Annotated in this window: 14 protein-coding genes; 8 read left to right on the top strand and 6 right to left on the bottom strand. The window is 62.8% G+C overall.

The window, feature by feature from the left end; translation table 11 throughout:
* The 3 genes from ASF04_RS28190 to ASF04_RS12125 all read left to right on the top strand — a co-directional run.
* Positions 1-565: zinc-binding dehydrogenase (locus tag ASF04_RS28190; protein WP_229205028.1), on the top strand; the 565-nt coding region annotated here is incomplete at its 5' end.
* Between the two features lie 89 nt (positions 566-654).
* Positions 655-2,661, top strand: coding sequence for a M56 family metallopeptidase (locus ASF04_RS12130; RefSeq protein ID WP_056141633.1), 2,007 nt, complete (start codon positions 655-657; stop codon positions 2,659-2,661).
* Positions 2,662-2,828: 167 nt separating this feature from the next.
* Positions 2,829-5,126: a UvrD-helicase domain-containing protein gene (locus tag ASF04_RS12125; protein WP_056141630.1), complete on the top strand. Its 2,298-nt coding sequence runs from the start codon at positions 2,829-2,831 to the stop codon at positions 5,124-5,126.
* Positions 5,127-5,185: 59 nt separating this feature from the next.
* Here the strand turns inward: ASF04_RS12125 and ASF04_RS12120 are convergent, their stop codons facing one another.
* From ASF04_RS12120 to ASF04_RS12110, 3 genes are all read right to left on the bottom strand, one after another.
* On the bottom strand, positions 5,186-5,974 hold the full coding sequence (locus tag ASF04_RS12120) for a BPSS1780 family membrane protein (protein ID WP_056141626.1): 789 nt from the start codon (positions 5,972-5,974) through the stop codon (positions 5,186-5,188).
* Positions 5,974-6,930: a homoserine kinase gene (locus ASF04_RS12115; RefSeq protein WP_056142033.1), complete on the bottom strand. Its 957-nt coding sequence runs from the start codon at positions 6,928-6,930 to the stop codon at positions 5,974-5,976. The genes ASF04_RS12120 and ASF04_RS12115 overlap by 1 nt, the downstream gene beginning before the upstream one ends.
* Before the next feature lie 90 nt (positions 6,931-7,020).
* Positions 7,021-7,428, bottom strand: coding sequence for a hypothetical protein (locus ASF04_RS12110; protein ID WP_056141623.1), 408 nt, complete (start codon positions 7,426-7,428; stop codon positions 7,021-7,023).
* 272 nt (positions 7,429-7,700) lie between these two features.
* On the opposite strand from ASF04_RS12110, the gene polA reads away from it, so the two are divergent.
* The 5 genes from polA to ASF04_RS12085 all read left to right on the top strand — a co-directional run bounded on the left by polA (position 7,701) and on the right by ASF04_RS12085 (position 13,108).
* Positions 7,701-10,466 (top strand): DNA polymerase I, encoded by a 2,766-nt coding sequence (gene polA / locus ASF04_RS12105; RefSeq protein WP_056141620.1) that lies wholly within the window; start codon positions 7,701-7,703, stop codon positions 10,464-10,466.
* A gap of 84 nt (positions 10,467-10,550) precedes the next feature.
* A complete protein-coding gene (locus ASF04_RS12100) occupies positions 10,551-11,432 on the top strand; it encodes a dienelactone hydrolase family protein (protein ID WP_056141617.1) in 882 nt (293 codons plus the stop codon).
* 360 nt (positions 11,433-11,792) lie between these two features.
* On the top strand, positions 11,793-12,494 hold the full coding sequence (locus ASF04_RS12095; RefSeq protein WP_229205038.1) for a ZIP family metal transporter: 702 nt from the start codon (positions 11,793-11,795) through the stop codon (positions 12,492-12,494).
* Positions 12,495-12,546: 52 nt separating this feature from the next.
* Entirely contained in the window at positions 12,547-12,828 is a 282-nt protein-coding gene (locus ASF04_RS12090; RefSeq protein WP_019924661.1) for a hypothetical protein, read from the top strand.
* Positions 12,800-13,108 (top strand): type II toxin-antitoxin system RelE/ParE family toxin, encoded by a 309-nt coding sequence (locus ASF04_RS12085; RefSeq protein WP_082488714.1) that lies wholly within the window; start codon positions 12,800-12,802, stop codon positions 13,106-13,108. Before ASF04_RS12090 ends, ASF04_RS12085 begins: the two co-directional genes overlap by 29 nt.
* On the opposite strand, the gene ASF04_RS12080 is transcribed toward ASF04_RS12085, so the two are convergent.
* The 3 genes from ASF04_RS12080 to ASF04_RS12070 are packed head-to-tail and all read right to left on the bottom strand — an operon-like array spanning position 13,105 to position 16,013.
* A complete protein-coding gene (locus ASF04_RS12080) occupies positions 13,105-13,959 on the bottom strand; it encodes a sulfurtransferase (RefSeq protein WP_056141613.1) in 855 nt (284 codons plus the stop codon). The genes ASF04_RS12085 and ASF04_RS12080 overlap by 4 nt on opposite strands.
* Positions 13,960-13,976: 17 nt before the next feature.
* A complete protein-coding gene (locus ASF04_RS12075; RefSeq protein ID WP_056141610.1) occupies positions 13,977-14,900 on the bottom strand; it encodes a DMT family transporter in 924 nt (307 codons plus the stop codon).
* 12 nt (positions 14,901-14,912) lie between these two features.
* Positions 14,913-16,013 carry an aromatic ring-hydroxylating dioxygenase subunit alpha gene (locus ASF04_RS12070; RefSeq protein WP_056141606.1) on the bottom strand — a complete coding sequence of 367 codons (1,101 nt, stop codon included), beginning with the start codon at positions 16,011-16,013 and terminating at the stop codon, positions 14,913-14,915.
* Positions 16,014-16,145: the final 132 nt, after the last annotated feature.

Raw genomic sequence — 16,145 nt, 5'->3', positions numbered from 1 at the left:
TGGCGCCGATAAAATCATCGGTGTCGATATCAACCCGAACCGCCAGGAGATGGCGCGCAAGTTCGGCATGACCCATTTCATCAACCCGAAAGACACGCCAAACGTGGTTGACCACATTGTGCAACTGACCGACGGCGGCGCCGACTACAGTTTCGAGTGCGTGGGCAACACGCAACTGATGCGCGAGGCGCTCGAGTGCACCCACAAGGGTTGGGGCCAGTCGTTCATCATCGGCGTGGCGGCGGCGGGCAACACGCAACTGATGCGCGAGGCGCTCGAGTGCACCCACAAGGGTTGGGGCCAGTCGTTCATCATCGGCGTGGCGGCGGCGGGCCAGGAGATTTCCACCCGGCCGTTCCAGCTGGTGACGGGCCGCGAGTGGAAAGGTTCCGCCTTCGGTGGCGCCCGTGGCCGTACCGACGTGCCGAAGATCGTCGACTGGTACATGGACGGCAAGCTCAATATCGACGACCTGATCACGCACCGCCTGCCGCTCGAGCGTATCAACGAAGGCTTCGACCTGATGAAGTCGGGAGAGTCGATCCGCTCCGTGGTACTTTATTAATTTTTACTCCCCGGTGGAAGTAGAAAAAAAGTTCTAGACTTAATTATCTAGATAATTTATTCTACATTCCATCACAAGGGGAGTGCGGCATGGACGTATTGCAAACTCTGGTGCCTGCCGTCGGCTGGGCGCTGTTGCATTTTATCTGGCAGGGCCTGCTGATCGGCTGGGCCGTGGCGTTGTCCATGCACCTGCTGCGCCGCGCCCGGCCGCACACCCGTTACGCGGTGGCCTGCGCCGGCCTGCTGCTATGCGCTGCGCTGCCGGTTGCCAGCGTCATCAGCCAGCTGCACTCTGCCGATGCCTCTCCTGGCGCCAGCCTCGGCGCCATCACCCTGATTCCTTCCTTTGTATCCGGCGCCGATGCTGCGCCGGTCTCCTTGCTGGCCCCGCCCGTGCTGGCCGGCTGGGAAGCCGTGCTGCGCGGCCAGTTGCCGTGGGTGGTCGGACTGTGGCTGGCCGGTGCGGCGCTGATGTCGCTGCGCCTGGCCATCGGCCTCAAGTGGGTAGCCGAACGCACCCGCAGCGACCGCTACACCGTCAACCATTACTGGCAGCGTCGCCTCTCCAGCCTGGCGCGCCGCGCCGGCCTCGATCTGCACGTGCGCCTCGGCGTGGCCGATGGGCTCGACAGCCCGGTCACCGCCGGCTGCTGGCGTCCGATCGTGCTGGTGCCGGCGTCCCTGATCACCGGCATGCCGCCCGAGCTGCTCGAAGCGCTGCTGGCGCACGAGCTGGCCCACATCAAGCGCCGTGATTACCTGGTCAACCTGGTTCAAAGCGCGGTGGAAGTCGTGCTGTTCTATCACCCAAGTGTTTGGGCCTTGTCGCGCCGCATCCGCATAGAGCGAGAACAAATCGCCGATGACCTGGCAGTGTCCATGCTCGGTCAACCGCAGATGCTGGCAAAGGCCTTGTCCGAGCTGGATAAATTCCAGTTCGATACCGTACAACTTGCCCACGCGGCGCATGGAGGAAATCTTATGTCTCGTATTAAACGCTTGCTGCGTCCCGATGTCGAACCGGTTAGCTGGAAAATGGTGGTCCCGCTGCTGGGCCTGTGCGCGGCCAGCGCCGTATTCTATGTACAGGCCGCGCCCAACCCGCCGACCGCTGCGCAGCCTGGTGCTGCGCTGGCGCCGACAGCGGCTGCGGTCGCGCCGGCCATGCCCGCACTGCCGCCAGTCCCTGCCGCGCCGAAAGCTGTCCCGGAAATGGTCGCGCTCGCAGCCCCCGCAGCCCCCGCTGCGCCGGCAGCGCCGGCAGCACCAGCAGCACCAGCAGCACCAGCAGCGCCAGCCGCCCCGATGGCTGACCATGCCATGGACTCCCCAATCAGTATCGAAGGGATGACCATGCTCAGAGGCAAGCACGACAGCGCGTATGCGCTGGTGCCGCTCGACCGTAGCCGCATGACCATCGCTGGCAACACCGACGACATGCTCAAGGTGGCCGACCTGCGCAAGACCATCAAGGGCGAATTCATCTGGTTTGCCGAGCGCGACAAGAGCTATGTGATCGAAGACCCGGCGTTGGTGGCGCAGGCGATCGCCGCCTGGGTGCCGGTACAAAAACTCGACGCGCAAATGAAAGTGCAGGGCGACAAGATGCAGGCACAGGGCAAGGTGATGGAAGCGGCCGCCGAGAAAATGCGCCTGAACCTGAAGGCCAACGGCGGGATGCGCGAGGTCGAGCAGCGCGGCCACGAGATCGGCCGCGCCGCCGCCCAACAGGCCATCATTGCCCAAAGCCTGGCGCGGGTGGCGCTGGAGCGCGCGGCCTTGTCCGCCGCAGACACCGACAAGCGGGCCGCGCTCGACGCCCGGCGCGCGCAGTTGCAGGCGCAGCTGGCGCCGCTGGCGCGCGAAATGGACGCCCAGCAACTCCGCCTGGTGGCGCAGTCGGCCAAAGTGGGCCAGGACATGGGCCGTCGCATGGCTGAACTGAGCAAGCCGATGAGTGTGATGGGCCGCGAAATGGGCGCGCTGGGCCGCCAGCGCGCGCAAGCCCAGCGCGAGGCGGAACTGGCGATGAAAGCCGTGTTCAAGCAGGCGCTGGTCACTGGCAAGGCGGTCGCTGCCACGCCGTCGGCCTGATTGGGCAACGATGGCCACGCCGGGCGTGTTGCCCGGCGTAACACTTCTCATTCGTTGTCGGCACGGCGCCAACCCGGCGCCAAGCGGGACGATCCCGAGCCAGTTGCCGCCCGAACCGGGCGCGGTGGCTGGCGGTGCTTGACCAGGCATCCCGGTATAATCACGGGATGCAAAATCTTCTCCATAATCTGAACGACGAACAACTGGCCGCCGTCACCCTGCCGGCCCAGAGCGCCCTGATCCTGGCGGGCGCCGGTTCCGGCAAAACCCGCGTGCTGACCACCCGCATCGCCTGGCTGATCCAGACCGGGCAGGTGTCGCCGTCGGGCATCCTGGCCGTGACCTTTACCAATAAAGCCGCCAAGGAGATGATGACGCGCCTGTCGGCCATGATGCCGATTAACACGCGTGGCATGTGGATCGGTACCTTCCACGGCCTGTGCAACCGCCTGCTGCGCACGCACTACCGCGACGCCGCGCTGCCGCAGACGTTCCAGATTCTCGACTCGCAAGATCAGCTGTCCGCCATCAAGCGCCTGATCAAGGCCAATAATGTCGATGACGAAAAGTTTCCACCGAAAGAGGTGATGTACTTCATCAACGGCGCCAAGGACCAGGGCCTGCGCGCCGACAAGATCGAGCCGTACAACGCCGATGAGCGCAAGAAGGTCGAGCTCTACCAGCTGTACGACGATCAATGCCAGCGCGAAGGCGTGGTCGATTTTGCCGAGCTGCTGCTGCGCACGTATGAACTGCTGAGCCGCAACCAGCCGCTGCGCCAGCACTACCAGCAGCGTTTCCAGCACATCCTGGTCGACGAATTCCAGGATACCAACGATTTGCAATACAAGTGGCTCAAGCTGCTGGCCGGCCATGGTGAAGGCGGCGGCGGGGCGCTGTTTGCGGTTGGCGACGACGACCAGAGCATTTACGCGTTCCGCGGCGCCAACGTGGGCAACATGATTGCGTTCGAGCGCGAGTTCCACGTCAAGAACCTGATCAAGCTCGAGCAGAATTACCGCTCGCACGGCCACATCCTCGATGCCGCCAACGTGCTGATCGCCAACAACAGCAAGCGCCTGGGCAAGAACCTGCGCACCGACGCCGGCCACGGCGAGCAGGTGCGCGTGTATGAAGCCACGTCCGACCTGGGCGAGGCGCAGTGGATCATCGAGGAAACGAAAAACCTGATCGCCGACGGCGCCGCGCGCAGCGAAATCGCTGTGCTGTACCGGTCCAACGCGCAGTCGCGGGTGATCGAGCACGCGTTGTTCTCGGCCGGCATTCCGTACCACGTGTACGGCGGCCTGCGCTACTTCCAGCGTGCCGAGGTCAAGCACCTGATCTCGTACCTGCAATTGATGGACAACCCGCACAACGATTCGGCCTTCATGCGCGTGGTCAACTTCCCCACGCGCGGCATCGGCGCCCGCACCATCGAGAACTTGCAGGGTGCGTCAGCCCAGTACGGCGTGTCGCTGTACGCGGCCGTGCCGTACATGACCGGCAAGGGCGGCACATCGCTGGCCGGGTTTGTCAAACTGGTCGAAAGCGCGCGCTTCGAGAGCCAGCAGATGGCGTTGCCGGAACTGGTGCGCCTGGTACTGGAAGCGAGCGGCTTGCTCACGCACTATCAAACCGAAAAAGAAGGCGCCGACCGCATCGAGAATCTGGAGCAAATGGTTAGCGCCGCCACCCAGTTCGTGGCGGAAGAGGGCTACGGCCACGGCGCTCCCGCGCACCTGGGGCCGCAGTCGCAGGCTCAGGCAGGCGCGGCGATCGTCAACGACGATGGCGTCGAAATTTTAGATGCCGACGCGCCGCTGGCCACGGTGATGTCGCCGCTGTCGGCGTTCCTGTCGCACGCATCGCTCGAAGCGGGCGACAACCAGGCCACGGCCGGCCAGCAGGCGGTGCAGATGATGACCGTGCACTCGGCCAAGGGGCTCGAGTTCAACAACGTGTTCATCACCGGCCTGGAAGAGGGCCTGTTCCCGCACGAGAGCAGTTCGCGCGAGGAGGGCGGCGTGGAGGAAGAACGGCGCCTGATGTACGTGGCAATCACGCGCGCGCGCCAGCGCCTGTACCTGTGCTTTGCGCAAACACGCATGTTGCACGGCCAGACGCGCTACAACATGAAGTCGCGCTTCTTCGACGAATTGCCGGAAGATGCACTCAAGTGGCTGTCGGCCAAGGCGCAGACCCACTGGTTCGCCAACAAGAAAACCGCGTGGGACGAGGCGCCATTGATCGGCTCGGACAACGCAATCGCCCAGAAGATGCAGCAAAAGTCATCGGGCTGGCGCATCGGCGAATCGGTCGAACATGCCAAGTTCGGCGAGGGCGTAATCGTCAACATCGAAGGCAGTGGCGCCAATGCGCGCGCGCAGATCAATTTCGGCAGCGCCGGGATGAAGGTGCTCGATCTGAGTATTGCCAAGCTGGAGCGGTTGGGGCAAAACTGATACAAGAAAACTGATACAAGAAAGCTGATACAAGAAAGGGCGCACTCGGCGCCCTTTTTTTACGCCATCGTATCCGGCCTGTCGTGCTTTTCCAGATCCACCGGCGCCGCTGCCTGCGGTTGGTCGAACATGTCGCGGTACGCCACGTACAGGGTGCAGTGCGCCAGCACGATCAACAGCAGCAGCAGCGTGAAAATCCCCGCCATCGCCATTTGCGACGCGCCGAAGATCATCGCGACGATGTTGGAGCTGACGAAATACAGCAGGTGCAGCGCCGCCGTGGCGATGAACATCGGCTTGAAGGCGCGCACGACCGATACCACGCTGAAGAACAACGCCTTGCCCACCGTGATTTTTTGCCAGAACACCAGCGGTGCGGCAAAGCAGGTCAGGATCCAGGTGATGGTGTACATGGCCGAGGCGATCAGCATCGGCACCACCATGGTTTGCAGCAGGGCCGGATCGACCTTGTCCGGATGCTCGGCGATGCGGGCCAGCACGTCGCCGGACATGCTGTAGACCACGACGGCAGCAAGCAGCAATACCACCAGGTTGAGCGCACCGAGCGTCAGCAGCGGACCGCGGGCAGGCTTGCGGAAGCCGCTCAGCAACAAGTTCGGCAGCGCGCGCTTGCCCTCGTCCGCGTGCCGGCAGCCTTCGAGCATGGCCACCGAAAATAGCGGGGTGAGCAGGAATACGGCCAGTTGTCCCACCGGGATGATCATGATGAACATCGACAGGAACATGCAGCAAAAGAACAGCGCCATCAGGCCGCCGGGTTGCTTGCGGAACAGCAGCAGGCCCTGTTTAACCCAGTGCACGCCGGTGCGGGCGGTGTATTTAGTCATCAAAAAAGCTTCGGCGCCAGCGTGGCGATACGTTCGCGCAAGATGCGCTCAAAGTGGGTGGGATCGTGTGGCGTGAGCATTTCTGCCTCGCGCGGCTGGTAGTAATCATACAGGCGCGAGAGCCAGAACCGCAGCGCGCCTGCGCGCAGCATCGGTTGCCAGGCGGTCTGTTCGGCGTCGGTGAACGGCCGCACGCCGTGGTAGGCGTCGAGCAGGGCGCGCACGCGCGCCACGTCGAGCACGCCGGTGTCGAGATCGATACACCAGTCATTGACGGTGACGGCCACGTCGAACAGCCAGGTGTCGCAGCCGGCAAAATAAAAATCGAAGAAGCCGGTCAGGCGCTCGCCGTCGAACATCACGTTGTTGCGGAACAGGTCGGCGTGCACGGGACCGGTCTGCAACTGCTTATATGTGTCGCAGCCGGCAAATGCTTCCTGGAAATGCATCTCGGCCCGCAGCAGGTGCGCATTGCTGTCGGACAGGTGCGGCAAGACCTTGGGCGTGGTTTCGTTCCACCAGTCCAGGCCGCGCAGATTCGGTTGTTGCAGCGGATAGTCGCGGCCAGCCAGATGCATGCGCGCCAGCATGGCGCCCACTTCGGCGCAGTGCACCGGCTGCGGCGCCATTTGCGAGCTGCCTTCGAGCTTGGTGACGATGGCTGCCGGCTTGCCGTGCAGGGCGACAATCAGCTCGCCCTGGTGGTTGGGAATCGGCGCCGGCACCAGCACCTGGCGCTCGGCCAGGTGGCGCATCAGTTGCAGATAGAATGGTAGCTGTTCGAACGACAGGTTCTCGAAGATAGTGAGTACATACTCACCTTGCTCGGTGTCGAGAAAGAAATTGCTGTTTTCGATGCCGGAAGCGATGCCTTTCAAGGCGGTTGGCTTGCCGAGGGGGAATTGCGTGATCCACTGGTTGACGTCGTCCAGGGTGACCGGAGTAAACACTGCCATGAGAAGCTTGATGGGTTCGGTGAACGGGCGCACCGCTGCACAGCGTGCGCGCCGGAATCCTGCGCTGCGCCGGAGCGCAGCCGCAGGTGCTTATTTGGTGACGGGCGCGGCTGGCGGTGGTACGTCAGTGGTGCTGTCGTCTTCTACCGGGGTCTTTTTCTTGGGGCCGCCGAATTCCAGCACCTTCCATTGCGGGCCACTGAGGGCAGGGCCCGGACCTTCGCCGACCGGTACCGGGCCGGCCGGGTGGGCCGGACGCACGGTATAAGTGCTGCCACCGGCGGTCACGGTGGTGTTGATCAGGTTGCCGTTATTGTCGCGGTTATCCTTGATCTGGGTACCCTGCTGCGACTGGTTGGAGCGGACGTTGACGCCATCTTCGGTGACTTCCTCCAGCTTTTCCAGCTTGGGCGGCTTGTCGCTGGGCGGCGTTTGCGCCCAGGCGTGAGTGCCGATGGCGAGGAGCAGGACAGGCAAAAGGGAGGAGGTGCGCTTCATGATGGATCGCCTTGACGTAGTCTGACCGGGTGGGGAATGCGTGATATTTTTAAGTATGATCCATTGTAACAAACGTGCACGAATCCCTGCTCTAAAAACCCCATTTTCGCCCCATCAGTAAGGTTTCCTTAAGAAACCATTTCAGTTTTGGAAATCCCGTGCGGCGGGCGAAGCGCTGCTTAAAACCTGCGATAATGCGCCATTCACTCTGCGAGTCGCCGCTGCTGTTACTGTTGCGGCCACCGCACGCCCCTCACATAGATCAGTTTCTTATGCAAAATACCCTGCTGTTAGTCGACGGTTCCAGTTACCTTTATCGCGCTTTCCACGCGCTGCCCGACCTGCGCAGCCCGGACGGCTACCCCACCGGCGCCATGCACGGCATGGTCAATATGTTGCGCCGCCTGCGCGCCGACTACCCGGCCGCCTACATCGCCTGCGTGTTCGACGCCAAGGGTAAAACCTTCCGCGACGATATGTATCCCGAATACAAGGCCACGCGCGCGCCGATGCCGGACGACCTGCGCCTGCAGATCGAACCGATCCACGAGGCGGTCAAGGCCATGGGCTGGCCGATCCTGATGGTCGATGGAGTGGAAGCGGACGACGTGATCGGCACCCTGTGCGTGGATGCAGTCAAGGCCGGCATGAAGGTGGTGGTGTCCACCGGCGACAAGGACCTGGCGCAACTGGTCAATCCGAACGTCATGCTGATTAACACCATGAACAACGAGAAGATGGACGAGGCCGGTGTGCTGGCCAAGTTCGGCGTGCCGCCGAACCGCATCATCGACTACCTCACCCTGATCGGCGACACCGTCGATAACGTGCCGGGCGTCTCGAAATGCGGGCCGAAAACCGCGCTGAAATGGCTCACCGCCTACGACTCGCTCGACGGCGTAATGAGCAATGCCGACAAGATTACCGGCGCCGTCGGCGAAAACCTGCGCACCGCGCTGGCGTGGCTGCCGCGCAGCCGTGAGCTGATCACGGTAAAAACCGACTGCGACCTCGCCGAACACATGATGTCGATCAGCGAATCGCTGGTGGCGCGTCCCGAGGATGGTCCCACCCTGGTCACGTTCTTCACCACGTACGGCTTCAAAACCCTGATGCGCGAGCTGAGCGCGGTGACACCCACCGCTGCGGCCACGGCTGCTGCTGCGAAGGCGGTGCCTGCCGGCGGCGCGGTCTCGGCCACGCAGGACATGTTCGGCGAAGCGCCCAAGGTCAACGTCAACTACGAGATGGTGCTGACCGACGCCCAGCTCGATAAATGGCTGGCGCTGATCGACGCTGCCGCGTTGACGGCCGTCGATACCGAAACCACGTCGCTCGAGCCGATGACGGCGCAACTGGTGGGCATCTCGCTGTCGACCGAGCCGGGCGTGGCCTGCTACATCCCGGTCGCGCACGCGTACGCGGGCGTGCCGGAGCAACTGTCGCGCGAGCACGTGCTGGCAAAACTCAAGTCCTGGCTCGAAGACGACAGCAAGCTCAAGGTGGGCCAGAACCTCAAGTACGACAGCCACATCTTCGCCAACCACGGCGTCCAGCTGCGCGGCATCCACCACGACACCCTGCTGCAATCGTACGTGTTTGAATCGCACCGCACCCACGGCATGGACGACCTGGCCCTGCGCCACCTGAACCACACCACGATTCCGTTCGTGGACGTGTGCGGCAAGGGCGTCAACATGATCACGTTCGACAAGGTGGAACTGCAACGCGCCACCGACTACGCGGCCGAGGACGCCGACATCACGCTGCGCCTGCACGGCGTGATGGCAGCCCAGGTGGAAAGCGACGACAAGCTCAACTACATCTACCGCCAGATCGAACTGCCTACCGCCGTGGTGCTGCAAAAAATCGAGCGCAACGGCGTCCACATCGACGCCGCGCTGCTCGACATCCAGTCGGCCGAACTGGGCGCGCGCATCGTTGAACTGGAAGCACAGGCGCACGAGCTGGCCGGCCAGCCGTTCAACCTCGGTTCGCCCAAGCAGATCGGCGAGATTTTCTTCCAGAAGCTGCAACTGCCGGTGGTAAAAAAGACCCCGAGCGGCGCGCCATCGACCGACGAGGAGGTGCTGCAAAAGCTGGCCGAGGACTACCCGCTGCCGAAAGTGCTGCTCGAATACCGCAGCCTGTCCAAGCTCAAGTCCACCTACACCGACAAGCTGCCCAAGATGATCAACCCGGCCACGGGCCGCGTGCACACCAACTACGCGCAGGCGGTGGCGGTGACGGGCCGGCTGGCATCGAACGACCCCAACCTGCAAAACATCCCGGTGCGCACCAGGGAAGGACGCCGCATCCGCGAAGCGTTCATTGCGCCGCCGGGCAGCCACCTGGTGTCGGCCGACTATTCGCAGATCGAGCTGCGCATCATGGCCCATATCTCGGGCGACGAAGCGATGCTGCGCGCGTTTGCCGACGGCGAGGACATCCACCGCGCCACCGCCGCCGAGATCTTCGGCGTGCCGCCAGCGGAAGTGACCAGCGAGCAGCGCCGCTACGCCAAGGTGATCAATTTTGGTTTGATCTACGGCATGAGCGCGTTCGGCCTGGCGGCCAACCTGAACATCGAGCGCGCCGCCGCGCAGAATTACATCGACCGCTACTTCGCGCGCTTCTCGGGCGTCAAGCAGTACATGGACGACACCCGCCTGCAGGCGAAAGCGCGCGGCTACGTGGAAACCGTGTTCGGCCGCCGCCTGTGGCTGCCCGAAATCAATTCCCCGAACGGCCCGCGCCGCCAGGGCGCCGAGCGCGCGGCAATCAACGCGCCGATGCAGGGCACGGCCGCCGACCTGATCAAGCTGGCCATGGTGGCGGTGCAGAACTGGCTCGAAGCGGACAAATTGCAAACCCGCATGATCATGCAGGTACACGACGAACTGGTGCTGGAAGTGCCGGACGCCGAGCTGGAGCTGGTCAAGCAGAAGCTGCCGGAACTGATGGCAGGCGTGGCGCAATTGAAAGTGCCGCTGCTGGCCGAGGTAGGCGTCGGTAAAAACTGGGAAGAGGCGCACTGACAGCAGGGCCGGCCGCAGCACCGTGATTGCCGCGCAGGCGGCAATCCATTGACGACTTGAGTTACTCACCAACGGAGAAAACGCATGGATGACTTGCAACGCGACGCAGAGAGTTTGTTGAAAACCCCGCTATCGGACGGCCTCGACCGCCGCGACTTCATCAAGGTCGCGCTCGGTACGGGCTTTGCCGTGGCCGCCATGCCGGTGGTCGCGCAAAACGTCATCAAGACCGATACCGCCGGTCTCACCGCCGGCACCATCACGCTCGACGTGGCCGGCCAGGCCGTGCCGGTCTATCGCGCCCAGCCGGAGGGTAAAACCAACCTGCCGGTGGTGCTGGTGATTTCCGAAATCTTCGGCGTCCACGAACACATTGCCGACGTGGCCCGCCGCTTCGCCAAGCTCGGCTACATGGCGCTGGCGCCGGACCTGTTCGTGCGCCAGGGCGACCCGCAAAAGGTTGCCTCGATCGCCGAACTGCAACGCGACATCATCGCCAAGACCCCGGACGCGCAGGTGATGACCGACCTCGACGCGCTGGTGGCATGGGCCAAGGCCAACAACGGCAACCCGGACAAGATCGCCATCACCGGTTTTTGCTGGGGCGGCCGCGTGACGTGGCTGTACGCCGCCCACAACCCGGCCATCAAGGCTGGCGCGGCGTGGTATGGCCGGCTGGTGGGCACTACCAGCGCCAATACGCCCAGGCATCCGGTCGATATCGCGCCATCTCTGACGGTGCCGGTGCTGGGGCTGTACGGTTTGAAAGATACCGGCATTCCGCAGGAATCGGTCGAAGCGATGAAAGCGGCGCTGGCCAAGGGCGCAAACAAGTCGACTTTCGTGGTGTATCCGAACTCGGGCCACGCGTTCCACGCCGATTACCGGCCCAGCTACGTCGAGGCGGACGCCAAGGATGGCTGGGGCCGCATGCTGGCGTGGTTCAAGCAGAACGGCGTGGCATAAAGCCTGACTAAGAACCTATCCCGGTAGGGAGGAGGCAGCGGATTGCGATGCCTCGTTAGCGGGGGCAAGGCGTGAGGAAGAAGCATGGCAGGCCATGCGATGACGAGCAACGCCGGCCCGCTGGCGAGGCGCGTAAGCAGCGCCTCATTCCCTGCCGGGATAGGTTCTATGAGGGACCGATGGGCCATGAAGGCTGTTTTTAGCCAAAAATGAGCAGAAATGCGTGCCGGGCGGTAAAATAACGCCCCGGCCCCCTCTGTGGACGGGCCAGGCACAAGAGGCTATACCATCGATCCCGTACTCATTTCCATCATTCTGGCGACCACGCTCGCCGGCGTCGTCAGCATATCGGCCGCTGCCGTGTTCTCGTTTACGCTGCTGTCGAAGGTGGTCGAGCGCATGGTCAGCCTGTCGGTCGGCCTGATGCTGGCCACCTCGCTGCTGCATGCCCTGCCCGAAGCATTCGATTCCACCGCCAGCCCGCGCAGCCTGTTCGCGACCCTGCTGGCCGGTCTGCTGGCGTTCTTCGTGCTGGAAAAGCTGGCCATCATGCGCCACTCGCACCACCACGAGCACGACGGCCACCACCACCATCACGGCCACGACAAGACCGAAGCGGGCAAGGCCGGCTGGATGATCCTGGTCGGCGACGGCATGCATAATTTTACCGACGGTATCCTGATTGCCGCCGCCTTCCTGGCCGACCCGCAACTGGGCCTGGTGACGGGCCTGGCCATCATCGCCCACGAAATCCCGCAGGAAATTGGCGACTTCATCGTGCTGCTCAACGCCGGTTTCTCGCGCACCCGCGCTTACATCTACAACCTGCTGTGCAGCCTGCTGTCGATCGCCGGCGGTCTGCTCGGCTACTACTTCCTCGACCGCGCCAGCAGCCTGATTCCGTACGTTCTGGTGTTCGCGTCGTCGGGCTTTATCTATATCGCGGTCAGCGACCTGATGCCGCAAATGCAACGCCGCGCCACGCTGCGCGAATCGGTGCCGCAAGTGCTCTTGATTGCCACCGGCGTGGCGATCGTGGTGTTCTTTACCAGTCACCGCTAACCATAAAGCCCAGCTTGCTTGCAGTCTGGCGCGGGAGGGGTAAGATGGCGGGATGGACCTTCCCTCTCAAAAGCAGGCAGCGGCGCTGGCAGCACTATCGGCTGCGGACTCCGCGCGTCTTGAGCGTCTGGCAAGCAAGGCCAACGTCAGCGTGGATAGTATCTGGCCCGAGATTTACCTGTACGGCTTCGACGATATCGAGGATTCGGTGCAAGCCAATCTCAATGCCGATGAGGACATTGCAGCAGGGTGCACTGTCGCTCACGACGATGTGATGGCACAGGCACGACGCATCTTGGACGCCAATGTGCGCGGCAAGCGTAAAGCAGGCTAATCGGACTGTAAGGTGGTCGGCAGCCGCACAGCGAGCGCTCGACCAGACCATGGCGCACATCAACGCGCAGGATTATTCCACCGGACTCCTGGTATTGCAGAGGGTCAGCAAGGTGATCGACCTCTTGTCTACTCAGCCTGATATCGGCACGCCGACGTATTTGCCAGCGCTACGCCGCTATCCGGTTCCCAAAACTGGACACACCATCGAGTATCGCGTCACAGCCAACGACATCGTCATCGTCCGTTGGGTACGCAACGTACGCATCCGAAAAACTTAAACCTGCCCCGTCGCCACCGGCCGTGCCGGATCGGCACACCACTGGCTCCACGAGCCCGGGTACAGCGCCGCACCGGGCAAGCCCGCCACTTCCAGAGCCAGCAGGTTGTGGCAGGCAGTGACGCCCGAGCCGCACTGCATGATCGCCTGCGGCGCGCTGGCAAACAGCGGTGTCCATTCCGCCTTCAACTGCGCGGCATCCTTGAAGCGGCCGTCAGGCGCCAGGTTATCCTTGAAGAAGCGGTTGCGCGCGCCGGGGATATGGCCGCCCACCGGATCGATGGTTTCATTCTCGCCGCGATAGCGGTCGGCCGCGCGCGCATCGACCACGGTTTTAATTTGCGTGGCCAGGTTGGCCACCACGTCGTCCATCGCTACCGTCTGCGTCAGGCTTGGCCGCTCGGCAATAGTACCCCGGGCGCGTGGCGCTACCGGCGTGACCAGCGGCTCACCGGCGGCTTGCCAGGCAACCAGGCCGCCGTCGAGCACGGCCACGGCCGGATGGCCGATCCAGCGCAGCAACCACCACAGGCGCGCGGCAAACATGCCGCCGTGGGCGTCGTAGGCCACCACTTGGGTATCGTTGTTGATGCCCCAGGCGCGCAGCGTCTCGATCAGGGCGGCGCGCTCGGGCAGCGGGTGGCGGCCACGGAACACGCCGTCAGGCCCGGTCTTGGCGCCGGACAGGTCGGTATCGATATTGGCAAACTGGGCATTCTGGATGTGGCCGGCCGCAAAGGCGTCGCGGCCGGCGTCCGGGTTCATCAGGTCGTGGCGGCAATCGAGGACGACCCAGTGGCTGTCGGTGACATGCCGGGCCAGGTCGGCGGCGCTGATCAGGGTGGTATGCATGGCGAAAACTCCGTTGACTACACTTCGCTGGAAATCGGGTCGGCCTTGTCGATGGCCTTGCCGCGCTCTGTATTGCGGGTATTGTAGAACGTTGCGGCCACGCCGGAAGCGAGAATGATGGCGATGCCGGTCCAGCTCATCCAGCTGAACACGTCGCCAAACACCAGCACGCCCCAGATACTGGAAAACACGATGCCCGTGTATTGCAGGTTGGCCACCACCAGGGTCTGGCCCAGGCGGTAGGCGCGAGTCATGGCCACTTGCGCGCTGGTGGCGCAGATGCCGATGCCAAGCAGCAGCAGGCCGCCGTGCCAGCTGTTGATCGGGTGCCATTCCACCGGTTTGCCGCCGGTGAGCAGGATGTTACCGAGCAGGCCGGCAACGATGTTGGTGACGGCAAAATAAAACACCACGCGGCTTTCCGGCTCGCCGGCCAGGCCCAGCTTGCGTACCTGCATATAGGCCATGGCTGTCAACAGGCTGGAGAACAGGGCGACTAGGGCCGGCGTGAGCTGGTTGGCGTGGAAGGCCGGTTGCAGCAACAGGACCACGCCCACAAAGCTCATCATCACGGCCAGCATCAGCGGCCACTTGATGTCGCCCTTGGCATGCCACCAGCCGAGCGCAAACAGCCACACGGCGATCCAGATCGGCGACAGGTAATTGAGGGTCATGGCCGTGGCCAGCGGCAGTTCGGCAATCGAGTAGTACCAGAGCCACAGCGACACCACGCCAATGATGCAGCGCCACAGGTGGGCCAGCGGCATGGTGGTGCGGAAACTGCCGCCTTGCGACTTGATGATGATGGCCAGCACGATCACGCCGACCACCCCGCGGTACATGACGATTTCGGAGGTGGAGAATTCTTCGGATGCCAGCTTGACGCACACCCCCATGACGGCGAACATAAAGCTAGCGAACAACATCCAAAGCGATTGCATCCAGTTTCCTTTTTATAAATCTATCTTAGATCGGTACCATTCGTGGAAGTGCTGCATGCCATCTTCCATCGGTGATTGATAGGGGCCGGCGTCGGTCTCGCCCCGGGCGCGCAGCGCCTTGCGGCCGGCATCCATGCGCAGGGCGATCTCGTCGTCTTCCGACACGGTTTCCATGTACGCGGCGTGCTCGGCCTCGATGAACTCGCGCTCGAACAGCACGATTTCCTCGGGATAGTAGAACTCGACCACGTTGCGGGTACGCTGCGGACCATCGGGCCACAGGGTGGACACCACCAGCACGTGCGGATACCACTCGACCATGATGTTCGGGTACAGCGTGAGCCAGATCGCGCCATACGGCGGCGCCTCGCCGCCACGGAATTTCAGTACCTGCTCCTGCCAGCGCTTGTACACTTCGGAGCCGGACTTGAGCAGGCCCTTGTTCACGCCCACGGTTTGCACGCTGTAGTCCTGGCCGAATTCCCAGCGCAGGTCGTCGCAGCTGACAAAGCCGCCCAGGCCCGGGTGGAACGGTTCGACGTGGTAGTCCTCCAGGTAGACTTCGATAAAAGTCTTCCAGTTGTAATCGCACGTTTGCACTTCCACGCGGTCGAACATATAGCCGGAGAAATCGAGATCCTTCGTGACTGACAGGTTCTTGAGCTTTTCCATGACGTTGTAGCCATTTTGCTCGAACTGCAGGCCGTTCCAGCTTTGCAGCGTGGTCTTGGGCAGGTTCAGGCACGGCGTTTCGGCGAAGTGGGGCGCGCCGATCAGTTCACCCTTGAGGTCGTAGGTCCAGCGGTGCAGCGGACACACAATATTATTGGCGTTGCCGCGGCCATTGAACATCAACGCCTGCCGGTGGCGGCAGACGTTGGACAGCAATTCGAGCCCATTGGCGTTGCGCACCAGCATGCGGCCTTCGTTTTCGGCAGCCAGCGTGGCAAAGTCGCCGACCTCGGGCACCATCAGTTCGTGGCCCACGTAACGCGGACCACTCTGGAATAATTGCTGCTTTTCGCGCTGTAACAGCGCTTCGTCAAAATAGACGTCAACCGGAAGTTGCGCGTTAGAACGCGCCAGCTTGGCGTGGGTACCCAGATCGGACATCCAAACCCCCCTTAATTAAAATACATCAAACCAAGAAGAGACAGAATCCGCAAATTCCTGAATTCAAGTAAGTTGAAAATAGTATTTCGGACAGAACCGGCAATTATACCGTTTTTTACCGGGCGGGGGCAG

The sequence above is a fragment of the Duganella sp. Leaf61 genome (assembly GCF_001421905.1).
GTDB classification, from domain to species: domain Bacteria; phylum Pseudomonadota; class Gammaproteobacteria; order Burkholderiales; family Burkholderiaceae_D; genus Rugamonas; species Rugamonas zoogloeoides.
Note: the sequence above shows the minus strand (reverse complement) of the source record. Positions and strands in the feature narration are given on the sequence as shown.